This window comes from Acinetobacter sp. CY79 (assembly GCF_059515845.1).
In genome coordinates, this window is the sequence record NZ_JCAKMY010000001.1 from 130,754 (window position 1) to 155,925 (window position 25,172).

The 25,172-nt window shown below is 38.9% G+C and carries 25 protein-coding genes and 3 tRNA genes; 16 read left to right on the top strand and 12 right to left on the bottom strand.

The genetic code is table 11. The features are described from left to right. Nucleotides 1–158: 158 nt before the first annotated feature. On the bottom strand, nt 159–1,565 hold the full coding sequence (locus AC5YCE_RS00650) for an amino acid permease (protein ID WP_496125009.1): 1,407 nt from the start codon (nt 1,563–1,565) through the stop codon (nt 159–161). 331 nt (nt 1,566–1,896) lie between these two features. Between AC5YCE_RS00650 and AC5YCE_RS00655 the strand changes: the two genes are divergently transcribed. Beyond that, nucleotides 1,897–3,255 (top strand): alanine/glycine:cation symporter family protein, encoded by a 1,359-nt coding sequence (locus AC5YCE_RS00655; RefSeq protein WP_496125010.1) that lies wholly within the window; start codon nt 1,897–1,899, stop codon nt 3,253–3,255. Nucleotides 3,256–3,370: 115 nt separating this feature from the next. On the opposite strand, the gene AC5YCE_RS00660 is transcribed toward AC5YCE_RS00655, so the two are convergent. After that, on the bottom strand, nt 3,371–3,787 hold the full coding sequence (locus AC5YCE_RS00660; protein ID WP_496170402.1) for a hypothetical protein: 417 nt from the start codon (nt 3,785–3,787) through the stop codon (nt 3,371–3,373). A gap of 182 nt (nt 3,788–3,969) precedes the next feature. Between AC5YCE_RS00660 and radA the strand changes: the two genes are divergently transcribed. Both radA and AC5YCE_RS00670 read left to right on the top strand, forming a co-directional pair. Next, nucleotides 3,970–5,358 carry a DNA repair protein RadA gene (gene radA, locus AC5YCE_RS00665; RefSeq protein WP_496170404.1) on the top strand — a complete coding sequence of 463 codons (1,389 nt, stop codon included), beginning with the start codon at nt 3,970–3,972 and terminating at the stop codon, nt 5,356–5,358. 122 nt (nt 5,359–5,480) lie between these two features. Further along, nucleotides 5,481–6,494: a Tim44 domain-containing protein gene (locus AC5YCE_RS00670; RefSeq protein ID WP_496170406.1), complete on the top strand. Its 1,014-nt coding sequence runs from the start codon at nt 5,481–5,483 to the stop codon at nt 6,492–6,494. Nucleotides 6,495–6,587: 93 nt separating this feature from the next. Here the strand turns inward: AC5YCE_RS00670 and AC5YCE_RS00675 are convergent, their stop codons facing one another. Next, nucleotides 6,588–7,361: an aspartate/glutamate racemase family protein gene (locus tag AC5YCE_RS00675; protein ID WP_496170408.1), complete on the bottom strand. Its 774-nt coding sequence runs from the start codon at nt 7,359–7,361 to the stop codon at nt 6,588–6,590. 45 nt (nt 7,362–7,406) lie between these two features. After that, entirely contained in the window at nt 7,407–8,591 is a 1,185-nt protein-coding gene (locus AC5YCE_RS00680; RefSeq protein WP_496170410.1) for a trypsin-like peptidase domain-containing protein, read from the bottom strand. Nucleotides 8,592–8,763: 172 nt separating this feature from the next. Between AC5YCE_RS00680 and AC5YCE_RS00685 the strand changes: the two genes are divergently transcribed. The 6 genes from AC5YCE_RS00685 to AC5YCE_RS00710 all read left to right on the top strand — a co-directional run bounded on the left by AC5YCE_RS00685 (nt 8,764) and on the right by AC5YCE_RS00710 (nt 12,028). Further along, nucleotides 8,764–9,522 (top strand): Nif3-like dinuclear metal center hexameric protein, encoded by a 759-nt coding sequence (locus AC5YCE_RS00685; RefSeq protein WP_496170412.1) that lies wholly within the window; start codon nt 8,764–8,766, stop codon nt 9,520–9,522. A 156-nt stretch (nt 9,523–9,678) separates the two neighbouring features. Continuing rightward, a complete protein-coding gene (sodB, locus tag AC5YCE_RS00690) occupies nt 9,679–10,305 on the top strand; it encodes a superoxide dismutase SodB (protein WP_496125017.1) in 627 nt (208 codons plus the stop codon). Between the two features lie 158 nt (nt 10,306–10,463). Continuing rightward, nucleotides 10,464–10,539, top strand: a tRNA-Asn gene (locus tag AC5YCE_RS00695). Nucleotides 10,540–10,840: 301 nt separating this feature from the next. Continuing rightward, nucleotides 10,841–10,916: transfer RNA gene (locus AC5YCE_RS00700), tRNA-Asn, on the top strand. Nucleotides 10,917–11,443: 527 nt separating this feature from the next. Further along, a tRNA-Asn gene (locus AC5YCE_RS00705) sits at nt 11,444–11,519 on the top strand. Between the two features lie 62 nt (nt 11,520–11,581). Further along, complete coding sequence (locus tag AC5YCE_RS00710; protein ID WP_496170414.1) at nt 11,582–12,028, top strand: DUF2726 domain-containing protein; 447 nt, start codon at nt 11,582–11,584, stop codon at nt 12,026–12,028. A gap of 2 nt (nt 12,029–12,030) precedes the next feature. On the opposite strand, the gene AC5YCE_RS00715 is transcribed toward AC5YCE_RS00710, so the two are convergent. The 8 genes from AC5YCE_RS00715 to AC5YCE_RS00750 all read right to left on the bottom strand — a co-directional run bounded on the left by AC5YCE_RS00715 (nt 12,031) and on the right by AC5YCE_RS00750 (nt 19,407). Next, a complete protein-coding gene (locus AC5YCE_RS00715; protein WP_496170416.1) occupies nt 12,031–12,261 on the bottom strand; it encodes a hypothetical protein in 231 nt (76 codons plus the stop codon). 385 nt (nt 12,262–12,646) lie between these two features. Next, entirely contained in the window at nt 12,647–13,906 is a 1,260-nt protein-coding gene (locus AC5YCE_RS00720; RefSeq protein WP_496170418.1) for a prolyl oligopeptidase family serine peptidase, read from the bottom strand. Between the two features lie 103 nt (nt 13,907–14,009). Continuing rightward, nucleotides 14,010–14,888 carry a 4-hydroxybenzoate octaprenyltransferase gene (ubiA, locus tag AC5YCE_RS00725; protein WP_496170420.1) on the bottom strand — a complete coding sequence of 293 codons (879 nt, stop codon included), beginning with the start codon at nt 14,886–14,888 and terminating at the stop codon, nt 14,010–14,012. 20 nt (nt 14,889–14,908) lie between these two features. Continuing rightward, nucleotides 14,909–15,373, bottom strand: coding sequence for a chorismate--pyruvate lyase family protein (locus AC5YCE_RS00730; RefSeq protein WP_496125023.1), 465 nt, complete (start codon nt 15,371–15,373; stop codon nt 14,909–14,911). A gap of 67 nt (nt 15,374–15,440) precedes the next feature. Next, the gene (locus AC5YCE_RS00735) at nt 15,441–15,719 is read right to left on the bottom strand and encodes a hypothetical protein (RefSeq protein ID WP_496170422.1); all 279 of its coding nucleotides are present in this window, start codon (nt 15,717–15,719) and stop codon (nt 15,441–15,443) included. A 107-nt stretch (nt 15,720–15,826) separates the two neighbouring features. Then, nucleotides 15,827–17,242: a type I glutamate--ammonia ligase gene (gene glnA / locus AC5YCE_RS00740; RefSeq protein ID WP_496170424.1), complete on the bottom strand. Its 1,416-nt coding sequence runs from the start codon at nt 17,240–17,242 to the stop codon at nt 15,827–15,829. Nucleotides 17,243–17,875: 633 nt separating this feature from the next. Next, nucleotides 17,876–18,409, bottom strand: a complete 534-nt coding sequence (locus tag AC5YCE_RS00745; protein WP_496125026.1) for a GTP-binding protein — start codon at nt 18,407–18,409, stop codon at nt 17,876–17,878. 59 nt (nt 18,410–18,468) lie between these two features. After that, nucleotides 18,469–19,407, bottom strand: coding sequence for a hypothetical protein (locus AC5YCE_RS00750; protein ID WP_496170426.1), 939 nt, complete (start codon nt 19,405–19,407; stop codon nt 18,469–18,471). Nucleotides 19,408–19,939: 532 nt separating this feature from the next. Here AC5YCE_RS00750 and AC5YCE_RS00755 point away from each other — a divergent pair. From AC5YCE_RS00755 to AC5YCE_RS00785, 7 genes are all read left to right on the top strand, one after another. Further along, nucleotides 19,940–20,524 (top strand): anthranilate synthase component II, encoded by a 585-nt coding sequence (locus AC5YCE_RS00755; protein ID WP_496170428.1) that lies wholly within the window; start codon nt 19,940–19,942, stop codon nt 20,522–20,524. 19 nt (nt 20,525–20,543) lie between these two features. After that, nucleotides 20,544–21,590 (top strand): anthranilate phosphoribosyltransferase, encoded by a 1,047-nt coding sequence (gene trpD, locus AC5YCE_RS00760; protein ID WP_496170430.1) that lies wholly within the window; start codon nt 20,544–20,546, stop codon nt 21,588–21,590. 15 nt (nt 21,591–21,605) lie between these two features. Then, nucleotides 21,606–22,412, top strand: a complete 807-nt coding sequence (trpC, locus tag AC5YCE_RS00765; RefSeq protein ID WP_496170432.1) for an indole-3-glycerol phosphate synthase TrpC — start codon at nt 21,606–21,608, stop codon at nt 22,410–22,412. A 65-nt stretch (nt 22,413–22,477) separates the two neighbouring features. Then, entirely contained in the window at nt 22,478–23,086 is a 609-nt protein-coding gene (locus AC5YCE_RS00770; protein WP_496170434.1) for a DUF3885 domain-containing protein, read from the top strand. Between the two features lie 212 nt (nt 23,087–23,298). Next, nucleotides 23,299–23,985: a Smr/MutS family protein gene (locus AC5YCE_RS00775; RefSeq protein ID WP_496170436.1), complete on the top strand. Its 687-nt coding sequence runs from the start codon at nt 23,299–23,301 to the stop codon at nt 23,983–23,985. A 94-nt stretch (nt 23,986–24,079) separates the two neighbouring features. Continuing rightward, complete coding sequence (gene folE / locus AC5YCE_RS00780) at nt 24,080–24,628, top strand: GTP cyclohydrolase I FolE (RefSeq protein WP_496170472.1); 549 nt, start codon at nt 24,080–24,082, stop codon at nt 24,626–24,628. Between the two features lie 104 nt (nt 24,629–24,732). Further along, on the top strand, nt 24,733–25,089 hold the full coding sequence (locus AC5YCE_RS00785) for a cupin domain-containing protein (RefSeq protein WP_496170438.1): 357 nt from the start codon (nt 24,733–24,735) through the stop codon (nt 25,087–25,089). Nucleotides 25,090–25,172 lie beyond the last annotated feature (83 nt).

The following is a 25,172-nucleotide window of genomic DNA, read 5'->3' on the forward strand; positions in this document are numbered from 1 at the left end:
AATTTTGGAAAGTATACATTGATCAAGCTTTCGACCAAAGTGTTTAAGCAGTGAGTTTATAAGATAAGTCAAAAAAAACGCCAGCACATTGCTGACGTTTTTATCTGTGTATTATTGAAAGTATTATTGAAATGAACCTAGCTTATTTCATCTTGGTTTTATTTATTCAAACGCTTTTTGAAGAAACCATAATAACCAATGATCAAAATCACAAACCAGATTGGACTCACCATCAGCGCTCTTAAAGTATCCGCTTCAAGTGAAAGAACATAGATCATCCCAATAAAGAAAATAATCACAATCCAACAGGTGAATAATCCACCAGGTAATTTAAAGGTTGATTTTGCATGAAGTTCAGGGCGTGTTTTGTAATACACCATGTAGCTCCAAATAATCATCAACCACACACAAATGAACAAGATCGTTGACAAGGTGGTTGCCAAAGTAAATGCTTCAACTGTATTTGGAACAAAGTACTGAAGTGCAGCACCTGCCAGCAAACACACGGTAGAGAAATATAAAGCATTCGCAGGAACTGCGCGCTTATTCAATTTACCAAATGATTTAGGACCTTGTTCATCACGAGACAAACCGAACAGCATACGTGACGTTGAAAATACACCACTGTTCATAGAGGACATGACCGATGACAGTACCACCAAGTTCATGATAATCGCTGCAGCAGCAATACCGGCTTGGCTAAACAAGTTTACAAATGGACTGATCGACGGATCAATTTTGTTCCATGGCGTTACTGCCATCACAATCACGAGTGCCAGTACGTAGAAAATGATGATACGAATTGGAATAGAGTTCACTGCTTTTGGTAAGTTCTTTTCAGGATCTTTGGTCTCAGCGGCCGTCGTACCGACGAGCTCAACACCCACGAAAGCAAAAATTGCAATCTGGAAGCCCGCTAAGAAACCACCCAAGCCTGTTGGGAACATGCCACCATGACTCCACAGATTCGAAAATGCTGCGACTTCGCCTGCAGTAGATGTAAAGCCTGTAAAGACCATCCATGCACCGACAGCAATCAATACCACAATTGCGATGATCTTAATCATCGCAAACCAAAACTCCATCTCACCAAAGAGTTTTACGGTTGCAAGGTTTAATCCTGTGATGAAAATGATTGCAGCAACACTAATCAACACCCCTTCTAGAGGCGTAAAGGGCAAACCATTATTAAAGAACTGTAAATAATAAATAATGGCTGACAGATCCGCGATACCAATCGTGATCCAGCACAGCCAGTACGTCCATCCGACAAAATAGCCTGCCCAAGGACCAATCAGATCCGTTGAAAAATCGATAAACGATTTATATTGCAAGTTTGATAGTAATAGCTCGCCCAATGCACGCATGACGAGAAAAACCATTAGACCGATAATCATATAAATAAATAGAATTGAAGGTCCTGCAAGGCTAATGGTTTTCCCTGAACCCATGAACAATCCTGTTCCTATCGCCCCACCAATGGCAATCAGCTGCAAGTGCCGATTTGACAAACTACGTTGTAAATCACCATCTTCAGTAGGCGAATTTGTTATTTGATCCGACATTATTAAGTTCACCTTATGTACTCAAGTCGTCAAATTACTCCAAAAACTGATGATTGCAAAAAGAAATCTGTGACCATCTAAATTTTCTTTTTATTTGCAAAATATTATTCCTTTTTCTTATACCTCTATTTTTTGTGCTACAGCTCGATGATTCATCAAGGATACAACCTACAAATCGATTGAAAAATAATCATAGATATGTAACTAATAGAATGAATACGTTAAGTATCAAAAATAAGAGTGCGAAAGGAGTTTCGCTATTAAAACAAAGTTGTGGCACAGGCCTTGCTTTGAAGAAGGTTAATAACATTAGCAAGAATAAGGATGAATGATGCAACAATTACAATCGATTATGGAAACCTTAAGTGGGCTGGTTTGGGGCCCTTACATGCTGGTACTCATTGTGGGTACAGGTGTATTTCTCACCTTTAGACTGTTGTTTTGGCAATTCCGTATGTTGCCATTGGCCTTTAAACAAGTGTTTGGAAAACATCCCAATAAAAAAGACTCAGGAGATATTTCTCAGTTTGCATCCCTTATGACTGCTCTTTCTGCAACTATTGGTACAGGTAATATTGCAGGGGTTGCAACGGCATGCGTTTTGGGTGGACCTGGGGCTGTATTTTGGATGTGGATGACGGCGTTATTTGGTATGGCAACCAAATATGGAGAAGGTGTACTTGCCGTTAAGTATCGTCATAAAAATGAAAAGGGGGAAATGAACGGTGGTCCAATGTATTACATTGAACGCGGTTTAGGCCCTAAATGGAAATGGTTAGCTGTGCTCTTTGCGTTGTTTGGAACACTTGCATCCTTTGGTATTGGCAGTTCTGTTCAATCGAATACAGTAGCACTAGCAGTAGAGAATAGTTTAGGTATTGAAACATGGATAACTGCAATTGCCATTACTGCATTTTCTGCACTTGTCATCTTGGGTGGTATCAAAACCATTGCTAAAGCTTCGTCAATCATTGTTCCCATTATGGCATTAGGATATGTCATTGGTGGTCTAATTATCATTTTAAACAATACCCATTTAATTCTTCCTGCCTTAGAAATGATTTTCACCTATGCCTTTACAGGTGAAGCTGCTGCTGGCGGTGCAATTGGTGCTGCGATTCGTTACGGTGTGGCTCGTGGTGTTTTTTCAAACGAAGCAGGTATGGGTTCTGCACCGATTGCTGCCGCTGCTGCACAAACAGATCACCCTGCGCGTCAAGGTTTAGTTTCTATGACAGGAACATTTCTAGATACGATTATCGTCTGTTCAATCACAGGTATTGTATTGGTAATGGGATTCATCATGGCTGGAAATAGCTTTGGTGATCAAACGGGTGCTGTGCTGACGATTAGCGTATTTGACCAACTCCTTCCAGGTTTTGGTGGCTGGGTGGTGACATTTGGTATTATTTTCTTCGCCTATTCAACCATTTTAGGTTGGAGCTATTATGGTGAAAAATGTTGCACCTATCTATTAGGTGAAAAATCAGTATTGATCTATCGCCTGATCTATATCGCTTCGGTATTTATTGGCTGTGTTGTGACGCTTGATCTTGTTTGGTTATTTGCCGATACCTTCAATGGTTTAATGGCTGCACCAAACTGTATCGCACTCTTGCTTCTTTCTAGTGTGATTGTGAAGGAATCAAAAGACTTCATTGCTCGACGTAAAACTGGCGAGCTGTACTAAGCCGACACCAGACTCCAAAACTACAATCTTAACTATAATGTATTAAATTAAAGCCACTTTTAAAAAGTGGCTTTTTTAATTAAGAGAACTTAAATCGGTTTAAAATCACTATTTTTTAAGAAGGCTTACCCGCCCAAAGTTGTTCATCTAATTCAGACACTTTTCGCTCTGCTTCAATTTCCAAAGCAAGCTCCAATGACAAAACAAAGAAGAGAACACCCTCAATCATCATATTGCCTTGATCATCTTCTAAATACAGACTTAATTCACGATATGCAGGGTTAGATTCATCATAAGGTAGATCAATATAAATATCTCCCGCATAAGTATCGACAAAACCTTCTTGCTCTAACCCCATGCATAGATCATAGCCAATACCATGATCCTCAAGCCAAGCGATCACAATATCTCGAACTGAATCAGTGTCTTCCTCACCCTCTTCACTGAATTCATAATGCTCAAAATGAATAAATAACACATCACGATTTTTTTCACGCGCTATCGCATCAATATGTTTCAGTAATTGTGGCATGACGTGTTCCATTCAAATTAGTCTAATCACTATTATAGTTCGTATGTTATGAGATGACAGCCATAATTGATCAAAGCGACATAGATTGTCTCCATCTTCTTTTTTAAAATTGAAAGACTTTGTTTTCACTAACATTCAACGCTATGCTGTAAAAACCAATTTGCTTTATTTTTTTTGAATCTATGGCTAAAGCTAAAAGTGTCTATCGCTGTGAACAATGTGGTGCAGATCATCCCAAATGGTCTGGTCAATGCGCTGAATGTGGTGCATGGAATAGCTTATTAGAAGTTACTATCGCTCCTGCGGTCACACATCGAGCGCAACCTAAAACAGGTGGCTATGCAGGTCAAGCCTCAGCTATTACCACGCTCAATCAAATTTCTGTATCTCATGAAACTCGTTTACAAACAGGAATCAGCGAGTTTGATCGTGTGCTCGGTGGTGGATTGGTTACTGGTTCGGTAGTGTTGATTGGTGGTGACCCTGGCATTGGTAAATCTACTATTTTGCTACAAACAGCAACACATATGGCTTCTGAAAAAAGCTCTGCGCTTTATGTCACTGGTGAGGAATCACTTTCGCAGGTTGCATTACGAGCACAGCGTTTAGACCTTCCTACAGACCATTTAAAAGTCATGGCTGAAACATGTGTTGAACGTATCTGTGAAGTGTTAGCTCAAGTTCGCCCTGCGGTTGCCATTTTAGATTCTATTCAAACGCTGTATACCGAAACACTTCAATCTGCCCCGGGTGGGGTTTCTCAAATTCGCGAGTCTGCCGCACTATTAACCCGCTTTGCCAAAAACAGTGGCACCGCATTATTCCTTGTTGGACATGTCACTAAAGAAGGTGCTTTAGCAGGCCCACGTGTTTTAGAACATATGGTCGATTGTGTCCTATATTTTGAAGGACAATCTGATTCACGTTACCGAATGATTCGTGCTGTGAAAAACCGTTTTGGTGCGGTGAATGAACTGGGTGTGTTTGGTATGACGGATAAAGGATTGAAAGAGGTTTCAAATCCTTCTGCCATTTTCCTCAGTCGTTATGATGAAGCCATTCCAGGTTCAGTGGTGATGATCAGTCGTGAAGGCACTCGCCCTCTTTTAGTCGAAGTTCAAGCCTTGGTGGATGACGCCCATGGACAACCACGACGTGTTGCACTGGGCTTAGATCAAAACCGATTAAACATGCTACTTGCTGTGATGCACCGTCATGGTGGCGTTCAAACCTCTGGTCAAGATGTCTATGTCAATGTGGTTGGGGGTTTAAAAATCACAGAAACGGGTTCAGACTTGGCTGTGCTTTTGGCTTGTGCATCCAGTTTACGCTCTAAAGCGCTACCGCAACAATTGGCAGTTTTTGGTGAAGTTGGACTATCAGGTGAAATTCGTCCTGTGCCAAATGGTCAAGAACGTTTAAAAGAAGCGATTAAACATGGCTTTAAATACATTATTGTCCCTCGAGGCAATGCCCCTCAAAAAAGTATTAGCGGTGTCACAATTATTTCAGTTGCACGTTTGCATGAAGCACTCAATGAAGCCATGCAGTTAACTGATGAACTCACTTAATCATTGCAAAATATTTTAAAAACAAATTTATTGAAATATTGTGAATATTGATTGAAAAAACAGTAAAAAGACTGCATATATACAGTCTAACAAATTCACTTATTAAGTTTAGGAAGAAATAGATGGAAGTTCGACAGCGTGGTTTGGTTACAGCAATTTTAGCTGCAACATTATTGGTCGCTCCTTTTGCAGAAGCGAAACGTGCTGGTGGCGGTAAAAGTCATGGTATGAACCGTTCTGCTGCACCTAGCCAATCTTACCAACAACCTCGTCAAGCTACTCCAGCTCAACAACCTGCCGCTCCAGCGACTGCACCTCAAAAATCAGGTCCAGGCGTAGGTGGTATGGTGGCTGCGGGTGTTGCAGGTGCTGCGATTGGTGCAGTAGCTGCGAATGCGATGGCTGACGATACAGCGCCAACAAGCCAAGCTCAAGTCGCTGAAGAGCAAAAAGAAGAAGATGGGATCCCGAGTTGGATCTGGATTCTTTTAATTGCTGGTGCTGCATTCTTCATCTTCCGTAAATTCGGAGCAAAAAAAAAATTAGCAGCGAATAACCCGTATGCACCAAATAGTGCAGGTCCAACATCTGCACCATTTGGTCAAACCAATGCACCACGCTCTACAGGCGATAACAGCAACATCTTCGGTCAAAACGTAGGTGGTAACACTGCTGCCCATGCACCAGTAAATAATGCTCCGTTTGGTACTGCTCCAGCAACTAACGCACCTTTTGGTTCGGCTTATACCAACAGTGGTAGTCAGCTTCCTGATGGTACTGAACCTGCTGCGTTTTTGCGTATTGCACGTCAGCGTTTTAACCATATTCAATCCATGAATACTGCAAGCAACATTACTGAAATTCAGCGTTATTTAACACCTGATCTTTATTCATCAATGTATCAAGACATCATGGCCAACCAAGATCAAGATGTTGCAGAGTTTTCAAACTTGAATGCGATGGTTGCTGATACTGCAACTGAAAATGGTCAGTATGTTGTAAGCGTGCGTTTTACAGGTACTGTCAGTGAAGACTTAAACAGCTTGCCTCAACCATTTGCAGAAGTTTGGCATTTTGTTAAACCTGCTGGTTCAACGCAGGATTGGTTAGTGGCTGGTATTCAGCAAGAAAGCTAATTTCTAATTGGTTCAAAAAAAACCAGTGACTCGTCACTGGTTTTTTTATTTAAGAATTTAAGTTTTTAAATATTGATCAATGACTCTCAAAAATTATGATTCATTTAATGCAAATGCCACCAATGCATTAACATGCAATTCTGTTGTATCAAAAACAGGAATATTTAAATCTTCTTGTTGTATCAGTACGCCTATCTCAGTACATCCTAAAATGATGCCCTCTATTCCATCATTGATCATGGTATGGATAATTTTAAGAAATTCTTTTTTGGATTCTGCTCGTACTATGCCTTGGCACAACTCATTAAAAATAATCTGATGAACATTTAATCTTTCTTTAGAGTTTGGAACAATAACTTCAATATTCTTTTCAATAAACTTGGAAATATAAAAATCTTGCTCCATGGTAAATTGAGTCCCTAAAAGCCCAATTTTCTTTAAAGCTTGACTTTGAATTGCACTAATCGTTGGATCTGCAATATGCATCAAAGGAATCGAACATTGTTTTTGAATATCAGTTGCGACTTTATGCATGGTATTAGTACACAAACCTATCACATCTACTTCCGCAACTTCTAGTTTATGAGCGATATTCGCTAAATATGTAGCAGCTTCATCCCATTTACTTTCTCGTTGAAACTGTTCAATGATTTGAAAATTGACACTGTACAGAATAATTTGCGCTGAATTTAGCCCACCTCGCTTTGCTTGAATTTGCCGATTAATCTTTTGATAATATAAATCTGTCGACTCCCAACTCATCCCACCAATTAATCCTATTGTTTTCATTTTATTGCTTTGTATTCCATAGATAGATGGTTTTATACTAATGAATAATTTAATTATTCGCATAGCATTTTGAATCAAAAAAACCCTCCAGAGAGGGTTTTAATATTTTTTATATATAGACGATTAACGTTGCGGCAATGGGATGAATTGTGAATCATCCGAATGTTGAACTTTACGCTCTCCCACAACAACATCTATATCCATCGGTTGTTCATTACGAATGATCGAAATTTTAATCGTGGTCTTGGGTGCTTGTAGCGCAACATAATTAATTAGATGTGATGATGAACTAATCACTTCACCATTCACTTGCATAATTTTGTCACCAACTTTCAAACCCGCCCCAGCAGCTGGGCCATTCTGAAGTACATCAGCAATCACTACACCCATTTCACGTGGTTTAAGTACATCCTCTTGATTAGGTGGAACCAAACTAATCCCTAGCCATCCACGAATGACGCGACCATCTTTCAAAATCGCATTCATGACTTGCTGACAGATCTTCGCTGGAATCGCAAAACCGATCCCCATTGAACCACCAGATTGCGAGAAAATTGCGGTATTAACACCGATCAGGTTACCAGCCACATCAATCAAAGCACCGCCCGAATTACCTGGGTTAATTGCAGCATCGGTTTGAATGAAGTCCTCATAGGTATTGATCCCTAAATCAGAGCGACCTGTCGCAGAAATAATTCCTTGAGTAACCGTTTGCCCTACACCGAATGGATTACCAATCGCAAGGACGACATCCCCTACTTCATTACCACTTAATTTGAATGGCAGTACGGGCAATTTATCCAGTTCAATTTTAATCACTGCCAAATCACTTTCAGGATCTGTACCAATCACTTTGGCAACAGCACGTCTGCCATCCTGTAACGCGACTACAATTTGGTCAGCCTGAGCAATCACATGATTGTTGGTCAAAATATATCCATCTGGACGAACAATGACACCCGAACCCAAACTATTCTCATTCGGGCCTTGTTTGAATTGTTCTGGTAATTGATCTCCGAAAAACTCTCTGAACATAGGATCATTGAGCACTGGATGATTCATTTGTTTGACTTTCTGCGTGGTGAAAATATTGACCACGGCTGGCGCTGCCACTTTAACCGCAGCACTATACGACACCACTCCACCTGAACGCGAAGTGTCCACCAAAGGCTTAACTTTTTCAGCAGGCATTTTGACCCCATCAGCTGCTATTGGCGCTTTCGGCTGATGTACCTTCTGCCAAGTAACAAAACTGATAATCACAATAATGAGTAACACCCATGGTAACCATGTAAAGGACCGGCGCACTTGATTTACCTCTAAGAATTATTTAATTTATTGATGCGAAAGCATTTTCTATTTGCTTATTGTAATCAAAATTGCCACTTATACATAAATTTCATAAAAGACTTTTGTTCAGCTTTAGTTACAATAAAAAATATGTTTTGATTTACTCAATATCTTAGCTTTTTGGACATTTATGGCAACGTTAAACGAGATTATTCAATGGTGCGATCAAAACCTGAAATCGCCCGAATTTAAAGACTATGCACCCAATGGACTGCAGATTGAAGGCAAACCCGAGGTTAAAAAAATTCTATGTGCGGTGACTGCATCCCAAACTGCAATCGAAGCGGCGATTGCATATGGTGCTGACATGCTACTGGTACATCATGGTTATTTTTGGAAAGGCGAGCCCTACCCCATTACAGGTATGCGTGGAAAAAGAATCAAAAGCCTCATTCAAAATGATATTTCTCTGGTCGGATATCACTTACCTTTAGATAGTCACCCTACTTTAGGTAATAACGCTGCCATTGCCGACTTACTCGAACTGCGAAATCTTGAACAACTTGATCCGACTGAGCGACATCCAATTGGGAATATCGGCTATTTAAAGCAAGCTATGTCACCTGAAGCATTTAAAACGTATGTTTCTGAGCGTTTAGGCTTTGATGCGATCCATTTACCTGCGGATAAAACATCTATTTACAAAGTAGGTTTCTGTACAGGAGGCGCTCAAGATTACATTTCTAAAGCTGCTGATCAAAATTGTGATGCTTATATTTCAGGTGAAGTCAGTGAACGCACCTTTTATCAAGCGCAAGAATTGAATGTGCATTATTATGCTTGTGGTCACCATGCTACTGAAAAATATGGGGTTCAACGTTTAGCCAAAGCTATTTCAGAACAGTTTAATATTGAGTATATTTATTTCGAATTAAATAACCCGATTTAATTTTATCTGGACTGCGTTTGGCATTTTTCTTTATACGTATAAATTCGGGCTTTATTCTGTATTGTTATTTATAAGCAATGCGCAATTTGCCCTCAGAATCTATTACAATAAAGCCACTTAATGTCAAAACCCAGCACAATGCAAGGAATTGAAAACATGACAACGATTACTTTACCGGCTTTACCATACGGTTACGAAGATCTTGCTCCACACATCAGCAAAGAAACTTTAGAATTCCATCATGACAAGCATCACAATACTTATGTTGTTAACTTAAACAACTTAATTAAAGGTACTGATCTTGAAGGCAAAACTTTAGAAGAAATCATTGAAGCTTCTGCTGGTGATGCGTCTAAAGCAGGGATCTTCAACAATGCTGCTCAAGTTTGGAACCATACGTTCTACTGGAACTGTATGGCTAAAAACGGTGGCGGTAAAGCAACTGGCGCTTTAGCTGCTAAAATTGATGAAGCGTTCGGTTCTTATGAAAAATTCGCTGAAGAATTTGCTGCTGCTGCAACAACTCAGTTCGGTTCAGGTTGGGCGTGGTTAGTTGCTGATGAAGTAAACGGTAACTTATCTATTCTTAAAACTTCAAATGCTGATACTCCACTTGCTCATGGCAAAGTTGCAGTATTAACAATCGATGTTTGGGAACATGCTTACTACATCGATTTCCGTAATGCACGTCCTGTTTACATCAAAACTTTCTTAGAAAGCCTTGTAAACTGGGATTACGCCAATGCGAAATATGCTGGTCAAGAAGCTGGCGTAGAGAAATAAGGTTTTCTTAAAGCCTGATTTCTAGTTTAAAAAATCACCCATAAAGGGTGATTTTTTATTTTTTGGTGCAGATCTGAATATTTATAAAGCAATCGTACACTTTCTTTGAATTAAGCTCTTGACCTTATTGGTTTTCATCTCTAAAATCCGCATCAGATTCTCCAATAGCTCAGTCGGTAGAGCGACGGACTGTTAATCCGCAGGTCCCTGGTTCGAGCCCAGGTTGGAGAGCCAAATACTAAAAAGCCCGCTCATTGCGAAGTGGGCTTTTTTTCTGTATTCAGAATAATTTCTCTCTTAAACACCCCACGCTAAAAATAAACTCTAACTTTATAAGTTTAAATATTATCGAAATTTCTGAAAATCTATAAAAAATTTATAATATTACAGACCTAGAAGTCTGTGCTTCAAATCTACATTTTGATTTAATTAAACAATTCATGTTGATAAAAAAACCAAACAAATCAATATTCATGATTTCTTCAACATTTTGTCTTGACCCACTTCCATTCCTCCCATAGAATGCGCATCAGATTCTCCAATAGCTCAGTCGGTAGAGCGACGGACTGTTAATCCGCAGGTCCCTGGTTCGAGCCCAGGTTGGAGAGCCAGATTCTAAAAAGCCCACTCATGATGAAGTGGGCTTTTTTTTATTTAAAAATTTGAAGATCAATCCACTCACATTTGTCTTAAATTAAATAACTCGGATTTAAAAAGCTAAACATATGAATCAAACTTGGCTTAAATCTACGATTCTTTGAATCATCATTATTTCTATAATCATATTCATATTTCAATGCTCGCAAAAGACGGAGTCCAATAAATCTGCTCTAGCTTTGATGGATGAACGTATTTTTCATTGCACGAATGAATTGAATCCCCAAACACATACTCAACTCATCCAGCAGACTAAAAGCTCAATTCAAACCAATACGACTGATAAGCAATTAATCAGGCTGATGAACGAATGTAGACAAACCCTTCCCTTAATAAAGTCGTGAACATTAAGTTAAAGCAATCAAAAATATAAATTAACCATTATTTAGATTAATTTTAAATCAGTTGATTCATTTTTCTTATATTTTTAAGTTTTGAGGCTTGACCAAGTTCGGTTTGAACCCTAGAATGCGTACCAGATTCTCCAATAGCTCAGTCGGTAGAGCGACGGACTGTTAATCCGCAGGTCCCTGGTTCGAGCCCAGGTTGGAGAGCCAAGATTCTAAAAACCCACTCATCGAGTGGGTTTTTTCTTATCTACTTATTAGAAATTTCGTTCGTGTTCGATTCCAGTCAAATTACTTTCTTTATCATTGGGTGTATTGCGAGTCTTGCATTACTAACTATTTTCCTACAACAGCTATATCGCCCTAAGCAAAAATATTATGCAAAGCGCATCATCACACGTTATGAAACTAAAATGTTTTATCGGCTAAAAGAAGCTTTTCCACAATATCATGTGATGGCGCAAGTGGCTTTTAGCGCGCTCATCACCAATGATCATTTAAAGATTCGATCCAAATTTAATCGTAAAGTCACTGACTTTGTATTATTAGATAAAGAATTAAAAGTCATCGCGATTATTGAGCTGGATGATCCATCGCATATCGGTAAAGAAGTTGAAGATGCACAACGTGATGCGATGCTATATGAAGCGGGATATCAGGTTTATCGTTATACAGATATCCCAACAATTAAAGTCTTAAGAAAAGATATTGTCTCGTGATTTTATTCTAGTATCTGTGCTGTAGAAGTTGCTTGTTGATGTACCAATGTAGCATCAGATTTAGCTTTATCGGTGATACGCTGCACTTGTTCTGCACGTAAGCGATCATATTCAGCCTTATTTTTAGCATCACTTTGAATAGCCATAAATGCAATCGCGATAATGATGGCAGGAATCATGATCCCTATCGTGCCAAATATAAATGCTTTAGGGATTTTTTGAGATTGAGACATGCCGTTTGCCCTTAACTGCTTTAACAGAAGAAATATAGATCTCGTCAGCCTGAACTTATATTGAAGATCATGTAGTCTCCCTATAGGTCTCAGCTTAGCCTTCGAATTATACACATTCGTCATGACAAATCACTTTCGATTTCCATACACGAATATTGCTCAGAGTTAAAAGGTGATAGAAAGGTTTAAAATGACTATACACGCTCAATGCCTATTTAAACTCTTCAATGAAAAGCAAATGATCAGGAGCAATCAAAGCGTCAAAGATTGATCTTTAGTTTGCCACATCGGCTGCCTTTCTTTCATAAACATCAATATACAAAAAAGAGGAACTATGCCCTCTTTTTAGACCTATACCATACTTATGCAGTCATGATTAATTCAACTACTGAGCCGGCATATTTTTTTGAATAAACGCAACAACTTCAGCATTTCTTTTGACAATTGCCTCGGTATGACTTGCATCTGCTACAATTTCAAGGAGTACTTTAGGGTTAGATTTTAAGTCCTCATTGAGTTTACGAACCAGCTCTGCCGTTACTTGATAAGGTACTGCTGTATCTTTTTCACCTTGTACCACATAAATCGGCTTGTTCATGGTCTTGGTTGCAGGCTGATTTTCAATTAAGAATTTAGCAATCACGGGATCCTGCTCAAAACCAGCTTTAAGCCCTGGGTAATCCATAATTTTTTTATCAGGATTACTCAACTTAAACTTAGTAATATCAGCCATGAATGCGCCCATTAACGGTTCCAAACACAAGCCATTTTCACCTGTGGTTCCTTCAGCTTTTTCTGCAATCAGTTTTGCGTCATCCTGAAAAATCTGACTCAAGTCAAATTGAGGTTCATAGGCTTTAATCCCTACGCCCGTTAATGCCGCATAAGCCAATAGCTCTGCATATACAGCTATAGACGCGCCAACAGGATAAGGGTACGCGTCACCCACCCCTTCGCCAGCTTCAATTCCTGCAATCGCCTGAGGGGCGACTTGAGTGATGATATAACCCAAGCTTGATGCAGGTGCGGTTGCTACAGCACCTTTGAAGTTAGGATTTTGATTTGCATGTTCAGCAATGCCCAATGACGCATGTCCACCTTGAGATTGACCAATCGACATCCATGACGTACTCAGCTCATTTTTATACTTCTCCTGAACCGCTTTAACAGCATATAACGCAGAGTTTGCAGCACTGTCTAAGTTGAGGTAAGGATGTATCCCTGATGTTCCTAAACCTTCGTAATCAGGTGCGACGATCACATAACCTGCCGCTAGAAGACTTTTGGCTAGGATTTCAAACCTTTCATGGAATACATTATTACTTGGTGCACAACTGTCGCCAATCCCCGTTGTTCCATGCGCCCAAACCACAGTCTTCCACCCACCTGCAGGCTGAGGTGTCTTAGGAAACATCACCAATGCTGTTGCTTTTGATGTCTTACCTTGAACATTAGGCATAAGATACGTCATGACATTAATCCGTGAGGCCTCATCTAATGAGTCCAGCTGATACTTCACTTCAGATTGATATACCGAGGGCATTTGCTGATAGTCTTTGTGATCATCGTCATCGTTACATGCTGTCAATAACAATATAGATGAACACATCAAGGCGATCAGTGATCGTTGAAATACCTTTTTCATTATTAAATCCTTTTCTTATATTTTTCAAAGCCATTTTGGCTTGTTTTAATTAAGCATAAAAAAAAGCATCTGGCTAGGATGCTTTTATTCAAAAAACCAAAAATTATAAGGTAGCGATGAATATGCCGATAAAAATCATCAGTCCCACCCATCGGTTATGTCTAAATGCCCAGAAACACTGTTGAGGATTTTTATCACGTGTTCGTGTCCATTGATAAATAAAATCCATTGCAACAACCAACAACGCAAGCCCCCCAAATGGAATGATTAAACTTTCCAACCAGAGTGCAGAACCCAATAAAATTAGACTGAACAACTGCAATATTGAAATGATTTGAATATCAAATCGCCCAAACAAGATCGCGGTAGATTTCACACCAATTTTTAAATCATCCTCACGATCAGTTATCGCATATTGAGTATCATATGCCACTGTCCACGCCAAATTACCAAAATAAAGCAACCAGCAAGTTAAATCAGGCGTTTGCCCAATGGCGGTATACGCCATAGGAATAGACCATGAAAATGCTGCGCCTAAAAACACTTGTGGCAAGTGAGTGTAGCGTTTCATAAATGGATAAATGAAAGCTAAAAATAATGCCCCAAAAGACCAATAAAATGTTTCAATCGGCAAGAAAAACAACATACACGCACTGGCGAATACGAGCGCTAAAAATACGTAGATTGCTTCCCTTGCTCGAATCACACCTGTTGCCAATGGACGAGTTTTAGTTCGCTCTACGGCACCATCTACCTTGCGATCTGCAAAATCATTGATGGCACAGCCAGCGGCACGCATAAATACTGTCCCGAGAATCATCGGAATCAGTATTGGCAAACTAGGTGTACCCGAGTTCGCAATCCACAATGCCCACATGGTTGGCCAAAATACCAGTTCAGTACCAATCGGCTTATCAAAACGACATAAATAATAGTAGGCTTCTAAGCGTTCACGCCAAGTGATACTCTCCGTCACAGTCATTCGTCTTTAACCACATTTAATTAAGTTTTTTGTTGTATAAATCGCTCAAAACTCTGTAAAAAAGTTTCTTGAACAATAAATTTACACCCATGCCAAGTATAACAGCTCTGACGGGTCCAACCATCTTCAAGCAAGATCACACGACGATCACATGCGGGTTGAGTCCGTTGAAACAAAAATAATCCTATAGGCTTAGTACCAATGTGCTGAAATATTCGCGCTTTTTTTTGCAAACTTAAGATTGGAAAAATACTTTTTGCCTTCACCCAAGGCCGTTCTTCACAACCGTAAAGATAACTCTCTCGCACCCATGAAGTATGATGCTTGGGCATTTGCATCCATTTGGCATCTTGAAAACTTAATCTTTGAAAGTGCTCTTTAACAGGTTGAACTCTAAATGATCCGTTTGCTAGATCTGTCAATTGCTGAGTCAATGATCCAGATGCACTTAGCCAAGGACTTAGTTGTTTTGGAATATGCTGCATAAATCACTCATTGGCTAATTTTAAAACTTCATCAAATCAATACATTTAAACCATAATATTTCAATGACTAAGCATTGTCTGTTTTAGCAATCACTTGAAATTGACCTTGAGGGGTTTTAATCAAAATCAAACCTTCAGCACTGATATAAAAGATTTTTGGATAATCAAAACTTAAAGCCAATTCTGGATTTTTCAATTCTATAAATTCAGCTTGCTTATATCCCTCAATCGTTCGCCCTATTTCTATATAAATTACTTCTGAAAAATTCAACTTAAAACCTTTTTCATGATCTTGTGGATCAACCCAAGGAAAAAATCCTGTATGTTTTTTACGTGGTTTTGCCATGACAACTCAATTTATTAATCAATGCATTATCTTAACTCAACAATACGCGAGATTAAAAAAACCCGCGACATGCGCGGGTTCTTTTTATAGTGTTATTTAAAAATAAATTACAGGCTATAGTACATGTCAAATTCAACTGGGTGAGTTGTCGTGTTCAAACGACGAACTTCTTCAGTTTTAAGCTCGATATAAGCATCCAACATTTCTTTCGTGAACACGCCACCTTTAAGCAGGTAGTCATGATCCGCTTGAAGTGCTTCAAGCGCCATATCTAAGCTGTGTGCAACTGTAGGAATTTTCGCTTCTTCTTCAGGAGGAAGATCGTACAAGTTCTTATCTGCAGCTTCACCTGGGTGAATCTTATTTTGAATACCGTCGATACCCGCCATCAATAATGCTGCGAAACCTAAGTACGGGTTCATCATTGGATCAGGGAAGCGTGCTTCGATACGTTTGCCTTTCGGGCTAGAAACATAAGGAATACGGATAGATGCAGAACGGTTACGCGCTGAGTAAGCCAACATAATTGGTGCTTCATAATGTGGCACTAAACGCTTATACGAGTTCGTAGAAGGGTTCGTGATTGCATTCAATGAACGCGCATGCTTGATCACACCGCCAATGAAGTAAAGCGCCATTTCTGACAAACCCGCATATTCATCACCAGCAAACAAGTTCTTGCCATCTTTTGAGATCGACATATGCACGTGCATACCAGAACCATTATCGCCAACCATTGGTTTAGGCATAAACGTCGCAGTTTTCGCATATTGGTGCGCAACGTTCCAAACAGCATATTTAAACTGTTGCACTTCGTCCGCTTTACGCACCATGGTATTGAAACTCACACCAATTTCTAATTGGCAAGATGCAACTTCGTGGTGATGAACTTCTACGCGACCAGGTCCCATGATGTCTTCAATTTTTGCACACATTTCTGCACGCATATCATGTGAAGAATCTACCGGAGGAACTGGGAAGTAACCGCCTTTGACACGTGGACGATGCCCTGAGTTACCACCTTCGTAGTCTTTGTTCGTAGACCAAGCAGCTTCTTCAGCGATCAATGTATGGCGAGCGCCAGACATGTCGATTTCCCATTTAACTTCATCAAATACGAAGAATTCTGGTTCTGGACCAAAGAATGCTGTATCACCAATACCTGTAGACTTTAAATATTCTTCAGCACGGCGAGCAATCGAACGTGGATCACGATCATAACCTTGACCTGTAGATGGTTCGATAACGTCACAAGTCACAACAACTGTAGGCTCAGCGAAGAACGGGTCAATAAAACCAGTTTCAGCATCCGGGCGTAAAATCATGTCAGACGCTTCAATACCTTTCCAACCTGCAATTGATGAACCATCGAACATTTTACCGTCTTCGAATGAATCTTCATCGATTGTGTCAGCGGGGTAAGTCACGTGTTGCTCTTTACCCTTAGTATCAGTAAAGCGAAAATCGACCCATTTTGCGCCACTTTCTTGTATGAGTTGAAGGACCTTGTTCGCCATGCTCATTTGCTCCAATGAATTTTTTGTTGCACTTTCAAGTGCGTGTTAGAAGTTGATATAGCTTAAGCAATTCTCATACCAACTTTCACAAATAAATCTAAAATCTTGAAATCCTTATGAGAAAACGAGCTTAGACTATTTGCTAATGTCTTTATTATACTGTGTCAAAAAGTAAATGCACCATATTCACACATAGAACTATATTTATATTTTCAAGAAACTTATGTCGCACCATTTTAGTGCATTTTACGCCTCTAAAAAGAGCTTAAGGCCCCGTTAGGCTCAATGTAAGTCCACTTTGAGAAAAAAATAAATCCTTCAGTCAACATTTACCCATTGTCGATTGATTATTTAAATCTTCTTTAACCCGAATCAAGGCTAATCTTTTTTATTCAAGACTATGAAATAAATTTAATTTTTGGTTCATTTGAATCCAATTTTGGTGCTACCAAATCAAATCATAGATTTTTTCATAATTAAAATACTGAATCGGTCTCAAGATGAAAAATCTTACTTCCTTAACCAGAATTCGGATTTTTAAACATGATCAGACGGAATCTCAATTAAAATAGAAAATAATCATCTTTGATTTCTTTGCGTATTTATTATTGTTTATTGCACCAAATCGGAGAGATTTTTCTAAAGATACTGCACTTCAGCACGTGCAATAAGCACTTCAACTAATAACAGAACATCATCTTTTACACGTGCATCTACTGCAAAAATTGGTAAGTGAATATTATTCATATCCATCCAATTTCGGTATTTTTTTAACAACTGTTGTGAGTCTTCATCAACATGAGTAATTCCAATGACTAGATTTGAAATAAATTTACTAAAAGTTTCAAAGTAATACGCTAAGTCATCTAGAGCTGAGCGGCTAGAATGATCAATCAGTATGATCGCGCCAATAGCCCCTTCACAGATGACGGGCCACATAAAATCAAAGCGTTCCTGACCCGGTGTACCATACAAACCGACAGTAATATCATCTTCGATTTGGATTTCTCCATAATCAATTCCAACAGTTGTCAAAGCTTTGCTGTGTGCATCCTGATCTGTGTTTAATGCTTCTGTAGAAAGAACCTTTGTTTCAGAAATGGACTGAATTGCCTCAGATTTACCAGCCCCCATTTTTCCACCAAATACAATCTTATATTGTTGTAGAATCATCTTGGTCCCCTAAGCTCTTAATAAAATTCGATCAAAATATTATGAATAATTGGAATCTTTTAAATTCCTAGTTTTTTTCTCAACTTACCAAAAAAACCTTTAATCACACCTTGTTTTTCCACAACCTGTTCAGAGATAAATTGCGCTTGCTCTTCATCAATTTCTTTGAGTATTTGCGTGATTAAACCAATAGAAACAAATTTTTCAATGATTTCAGCAGATAATCCCAATTTGTTTTCTACATGCTTAATATTACTTCCACGCTCAAAGCACGCTGCTATTTTAAAAATTTGTGTACGCTCTCTGACTGAATTACTGTGTGGCCAGTACTGTAACTTATAATATTTTTGCGTGCTTTTTACCTGTATCAAGCGATTAGAAGACCACATCATATTCCACAAAAAAGATCGCAAATCTTTGCCTTGGGTCAAGCTCACATTTTGCATCATTTGCATGGTGGCATAGGTATAATTTAAGGTTTCATCGGTACCTTCAATTTTCCGAGATGGATCTAACCAAATTTGTTCTGAACGAGTATTTACCAATCCTATAGGGCCATTAGAATCAAAAACTTGTAGGTTTCCGTTTCGCTCGTTTAGCAATTCTTCTAAAATTTTTGAGATTTCAAACTGTTTTTGAGTGACTTCTTTACTCAACTTTTGATTAAGCGGAACTTTGGCATAACGGTCCTTGAACCAGATTCTCACCTGATCATTTTCAGTAAAGGGTAAATACAGGGTGTCATTCACAATCGATCCCGATCTTTCTGCTTGAGTAATCAAGCGTAAATACGGGAGCTGTTTGGAACTCACCAGATTTTGAATGGTTGGTGAACCAAAAAACATATCATTCACCAATAAAATTTCTAGCTGCGGATCACCAATATTAACCCAAGAAATTTTGAACAGATCTTCGAACATACTGCTTAATTTATATTTAAAATTCTCCAGCACATTCAGGCTCAAACCAAAGACTGCTATTTTGATCTGTTCTTTCATTCAACCCTCTCATTTTAATAACGATAAAATGTAAAATTTAAAAACAACTCTAACTAGAGCCGACGTATCTTTGTAAAAAATATTCATCTAATTAGATCTATGAATTATTTTTTAAGCATATAAATGATGATTTATCACTCTATGTTTAAACTCGAATATAGCATTTGTTTCGAAACTTTATAACTCAAAATTGACGAAATTTAGTTTTCATTTTCAATCAGATAGGATCTAATACATATTATTTAGATACAGTTAAATATCAATTAAACACACATTTATAAATTGTTTGAAAAATACTGTTTTGATCATCTTGAATATGCAGTGAGGTGCGTCATTTTTAAAAGTTGCAACTGTGATCAGTAAAACTTAATTTTTAAACTGATTATATTTAATTTTTTGCTATGATGGCGCTATATCCATTTCTTACATGGACATTCTTCAAATGAATGTTAAACGTTATGCCATGGATAGCAAACGGATTATAAAGCACAATTCAGTGCATAAATTTCAATAGGTTAGTAGGTTCAGTCTCATGCTCTTAATGATAGACAATTACGATAGCTTTACTTATAACATCGTCCAATATTTCGGCGAGTTAGATCAACAAGTAAAAGTTGTTCGGAATGATCAAGTCACATTAGAAGAAATTGAGCGATGGCAACCGAAATACATCGTGATTGGTCCTGGTCCATGTTCCCCTTCTGAAGCAGGGATTTCGATTCCTGTGATTCAGCATTTTGCAGGAAAGATTCCACTTTTAGGTGTTTGTCTTGGTCATCAAGCGATTGGGCAAGCTTTTGGTGGTGATATCATTCGTGCAAAAACAGTGATGCATGGTCGTCTTTCAGATATGTATCATTCAAATACTGGTATTTTCAGTAATTTACCTTCTCCATTTGCTGCAACGCGTTATCACTCTTTGGTGATTGATCAGGCGACTGTACCTGAATGCCTAGAAGTCACATGCTGGACCAATCAAGCCGATGGTTCGATGGAAGAAATTATGGGTGTAAAACATAAGACATTGCCTATTGAAGGCGTGCAGTACCACCCAGAGTCAATTCTCAGTGAACACGGTCATCAAGTCTTTAAAAACTTTTTAGAAATTTACGCTTAGATAGAGTGCGAAACAGATTATGAACATGCAACAAGCTTTAAATAACATCACTAAAAATATCGAACTCACTCAACCGCAAATGGAAGACGTGATGCGTACCATCATGAATGGTGAAGCCACTGATGCCCAAATTGGCGCTTTGATGATGGGACTTCGCCAAAAAGGTGAAAGTATTGATGAAATCACTGCAGCAGCACGTGTGATGCGCGAATTTGCCATCAAGATTGATGTCAGCGATGTGCCCTACTTGGTTGATATCGTAGGTACAGGTGGTGACGGTCAAAACTTGTTTAACGTATCGACGGCGTCTGCTTTTGTCATCGCGGCCGCTGGTGCAACTATTGCAAAGCATGGCAACCGTGGTGTTTCAACCAAATCAGGCTCTTCTGATCTGCTAGAAATTGCAGGAATCAATCTTGATCTAAACATGGCTCAGACTGAGCGCTGTATCCGTGAAATGGGTGTGGGTTTCTTGTTTGCACCGAATCATCATAAAGCAATGAAATATGCAGTTGGCCCACGTCGTGAATTGGCATTCCGAAGCATTTTCAACCTCCTTGGCCCGCTTACGAATCCGGCAGGAGTAAAACGTTTAGTGATCGGTGTGTTCTCGCAAGAACTATGCCGTCCGATTGCAGAAGTGATGCAACAACTTGGTGCTGAACATGTCATGGTTGTTCATTCACGTGATGGCTTAGATGAAATCAGCCTAGCGTCAACCACCTATGTGGCTGAGCTTAAAAATGGTGAAGTCACCGAATATACCATTACACCTGAAGACGTTGATATCGAATCTCAGACTTTAACGGGTCTGATGATCGAAGACTCTGCGCATAGCTTTAAATTGATCCAAGATGCACTCGGTAAAAAGAAATCAGCGATTGGTGAGAAAGCTGCCAACATGATCGCACTCAATGCAGGTGCAGGTATCTATGTGTCTGGTTTAACGACCAGCTATAAACAAGGTGTCGCACTGGCGCATGACATTATTTATGGTGGACAAGCTTTAGAAAAACTCAGCGTTTTATCTGAATTCACTAAAACACTAAAACAATACGAAGCTTAAGCAAGGAAACGACTCATGGTGAATATCGCAAATACGATTTTAGGTAAAATTATTGATCGTAAACATGAAGAGTTTGTACTTCGTTTAAAGCAACGTAGTTTGTATGATGTAGAACAATTTGCTCAAGCCGCAACACCTGTTCGTGGTTTTGCTCAGTCTTTACTGAGCAAACAACCAGGTGTGATTGCAGAAATTAAAAAAGCATCACCGTCAAAAGGCATCATTCGTGAAAACTTTAATCCAGCAGAAATTGCTCAGCAATATGAAATTGCAGGTGCTGCTTGCTTATCGGTTTTGACTGATGTGGATTTCTTCCATGGCGCGGATGAAAATATTCAGATTGCACGTAATCATTGCGCTTTACCTGCACTTCGTAAAGATTTTTTAATTGATCCTTACGGCGTGATTGAAGCTCGTGCTTTGCATGCTGACTGTATTTTATTGATCGTGGCGTGTTTATCGGATCAACAACTGGAAGAAATGTCTAAAACTGCCTTTGAGCAAAACTTAGATGTTTTGGTTGAAGTACATGATGATGAAGAATTGGAACGTGCACTTCGCTTGAATGAGCGTTGTATCTTAGGTGTCAATAATCGAAATCTGAAAACATTTGATGTCGATTTAAATACCTCGATCCGTTTGAAAAAATTATTAGAACCTTCTCGCCTGTTGGTGACTGAAAGCGGTATTGCGACGCCTGCTGACGTTGCCATGATGCAAGAAAATAACATTCATTCATTTTTAGTTGGGGAAAGTTTTATGAAACAGCCACGCCCTGATCATGCATTTGCAGAATTGTTTGGTAAGCCAATACAGTTATAACTAAATTTAAGAAGAGGGTTTGTTTACCCTCTTCTTTTTTATTTTAATTTGATCATTAAAAAAATATGAATAATTCATCAGATCATAATTTTGAAATTTCATGGAATCTCTTTTTCCCTCAAAAAATTCCAATAAGCTATTTGTTTAAATATTATTTTTCTGAAAGCTGGCTACGCATTTACAGTCTTCCTCATGCCAAAAGGTACGCTGAAAGCAAAATTGAGCTGAAACTGTTGCTACGCCATCAAAACCAAATCATTTCAGATTGTTTTGGCTCAGAAGCTATGATCCATATTGTTTCGGGTCATTATTCCTATGGAGATATTAGCTCACCTGATGACAGTCTCAGTCCATTTCATCTTTATGATTTTGAAATAGGTAAACCAATTCATTTACATACTATAGATCCAACATATTTTGATGATGGTGAAGATAACAATCGATACTTTACTCCGCACTTTATTCAATCAATATGGTCGCAAAATTTACACGATGACTTACTCACCCAAATAGCCAATGACGAAACTCATGCTTTTTTCATTTCTTTTGAAAAAAATATCATTATTGCCCCTTATGATGGTGGGATAGATCTTATCACTCCCAACGATAATCTCATCAATCAGTTGAAACAAAGATACGCCTCATACTTATCCTATCGAGAAGACGGGCTGTGAAGCACAATTGAAAAATTTAAGCATCACAAAAAATTAAACTATATTCTCTTAAGGAAATTACTAAGAAGGCTTCCTATTTCTTCTAATGAGATTGTTATCAGGCTGCGGATAAGACGATTAAAAATCAGCTGAAATCTCAATCCAGTTCAAAATTATCGACTTTCCGATTATAATCATCCTCAAATCCTTCTATTTAGATGTTTCATTCAACTATGAGTAAACATGATTCTTCGCTCTCAAAAGCGCAGTATGACTTATTGAAATCATTTAAAAAGCAAATTACCCATCCTCATACAACAGCAATCAAAAAGGCTGTCGAGGAACAAGCTCAAGTCCAATCCGAGCCTGAAGATGATCTCGAATTATTTCGCAAACAAATGCAAGGTGTCCAAAAAATGGATAACAGCAATATTGCGAAAATTGACAAATCAAATTCAAAAAAGCCCAGTGCTCAAATTCTTGCAAAACGGGCTGCTGCAGAAGGTCCAATGCAAACGGACTTAGCTGAATTATCAGATACTCAAGCAATGCTCAACCCTGTTGGCAGTCAAGCGAATCTCAGCTATCGAATTGCTACGCTTCAACATAAAGTGTTTGAAGATTTAAAAGCTGGAAATCTACGTTGGTTTGAAGCGGTCGACTTACATGGCTGTACCGTAGAAGAAGCACGTCAGGCTGTATTACAGATCATTCAAATTGCCAAAGACGAAAATCAAAATGTCTTAAAAATTGTACATGGTAAAGGGCCTGATGCGATTTTAAAGACGTATGTCAATGGTTGGCTTCGCCAGCACCGTGATGTTTTGGCATTTGTCAGCGCACCTGAAAAGCAAGGCGGCACAGGGGCTGTCCTTGTTTTGCTCAAACGTGCTGAGAAAAACCCAAAATTTAATCAATAATCGGATTTTTTCCCCAAATCAGGGCATTGTAATAGTTTTCTGCTACAATGCCGTCCTTGTTCGATATCAGTGTAAGTGAACACGTCTTATGTCTATGCAGCAATCCTACGCCAACATCCTTACAGCCGTTGGTGAAGATCTTACTCGTCCTGGTCTAAAAGATACGCCAATGCGTGCTGCAAAAGCTTTTTCGTATTTAACGTCGGGCTACAGCCAAACGCTTGAAGAAGTGACCAACAATGCGGTCTTCCCTTCAGATAACCGTGAAATGGTTTTGGTGAAAAACATCGAATTTTATTCATTATGTGAACATCATTTACTGCCGTTCTATGGACGTGTGCATATTGCATACTTACCTGAAGGCAATGTTTTGGGCTTATCTAAATTTGCTCGAATCACGGAAATGTTTGCACGTCGCTTACAGATTCAAGAAAATCTAACACAGCAAATTGCTGAAGCTGTTGCTGAGGTGACAGGTGCTCGCGGTGTAGCTGTCGTGATTGATTCTGCGCATATGTGCATGATGATGCGTGGTGTGGGTAAACAAGAGTCTACGACTCGAACCGTGTCATTCATCGGTGACTTCAAAACCAATAAAGAAGACCGTCGTGAATTCTTAAGTGCCGTCCCTGAAAGCCATTGATGTTGTCTCAAAACCTCAACCCATGTTGGGGTTTTATTTTGTCTTAACTTTAAAACATGTTTTAGTACTTTCTGATTTCTAATGTGTATTTAGGAATATTTAAAATGACATCTATTTTTATTGCAGGTCAAGATCTCAGCCAAGCAGAACCGACGATCGATTATCCTAGACCAGATCGTTTGGTTTCAGGAAATCCTCAAAGAATTACACATACTCTTTATGAACATCCAAATATGAACTGCGGCCTTTGGGAGTGCGAAGTGGGTGCTTGGAATATTGTATTCGCGGACAATAAACAAGAATTCTTTACTGTGATTGAAGGCATAGTCCGTATACACGATCATTCAGGAAACTTCATTGAAGTGACAGAGGGTCAAGCAGGCATTATTCCTCCCGCATTTCAGGGGACTTTTGAAGTGATTAAAGCAGTTAAAAAATATTATGTTGTCGTTGAAGTCTGAACTTCTGAATTTTTAATAAATGATTCTTTAACATATTGAAGTCTCACTCTAAGACTTTAAATTTATTCAATATAATTTGCTAT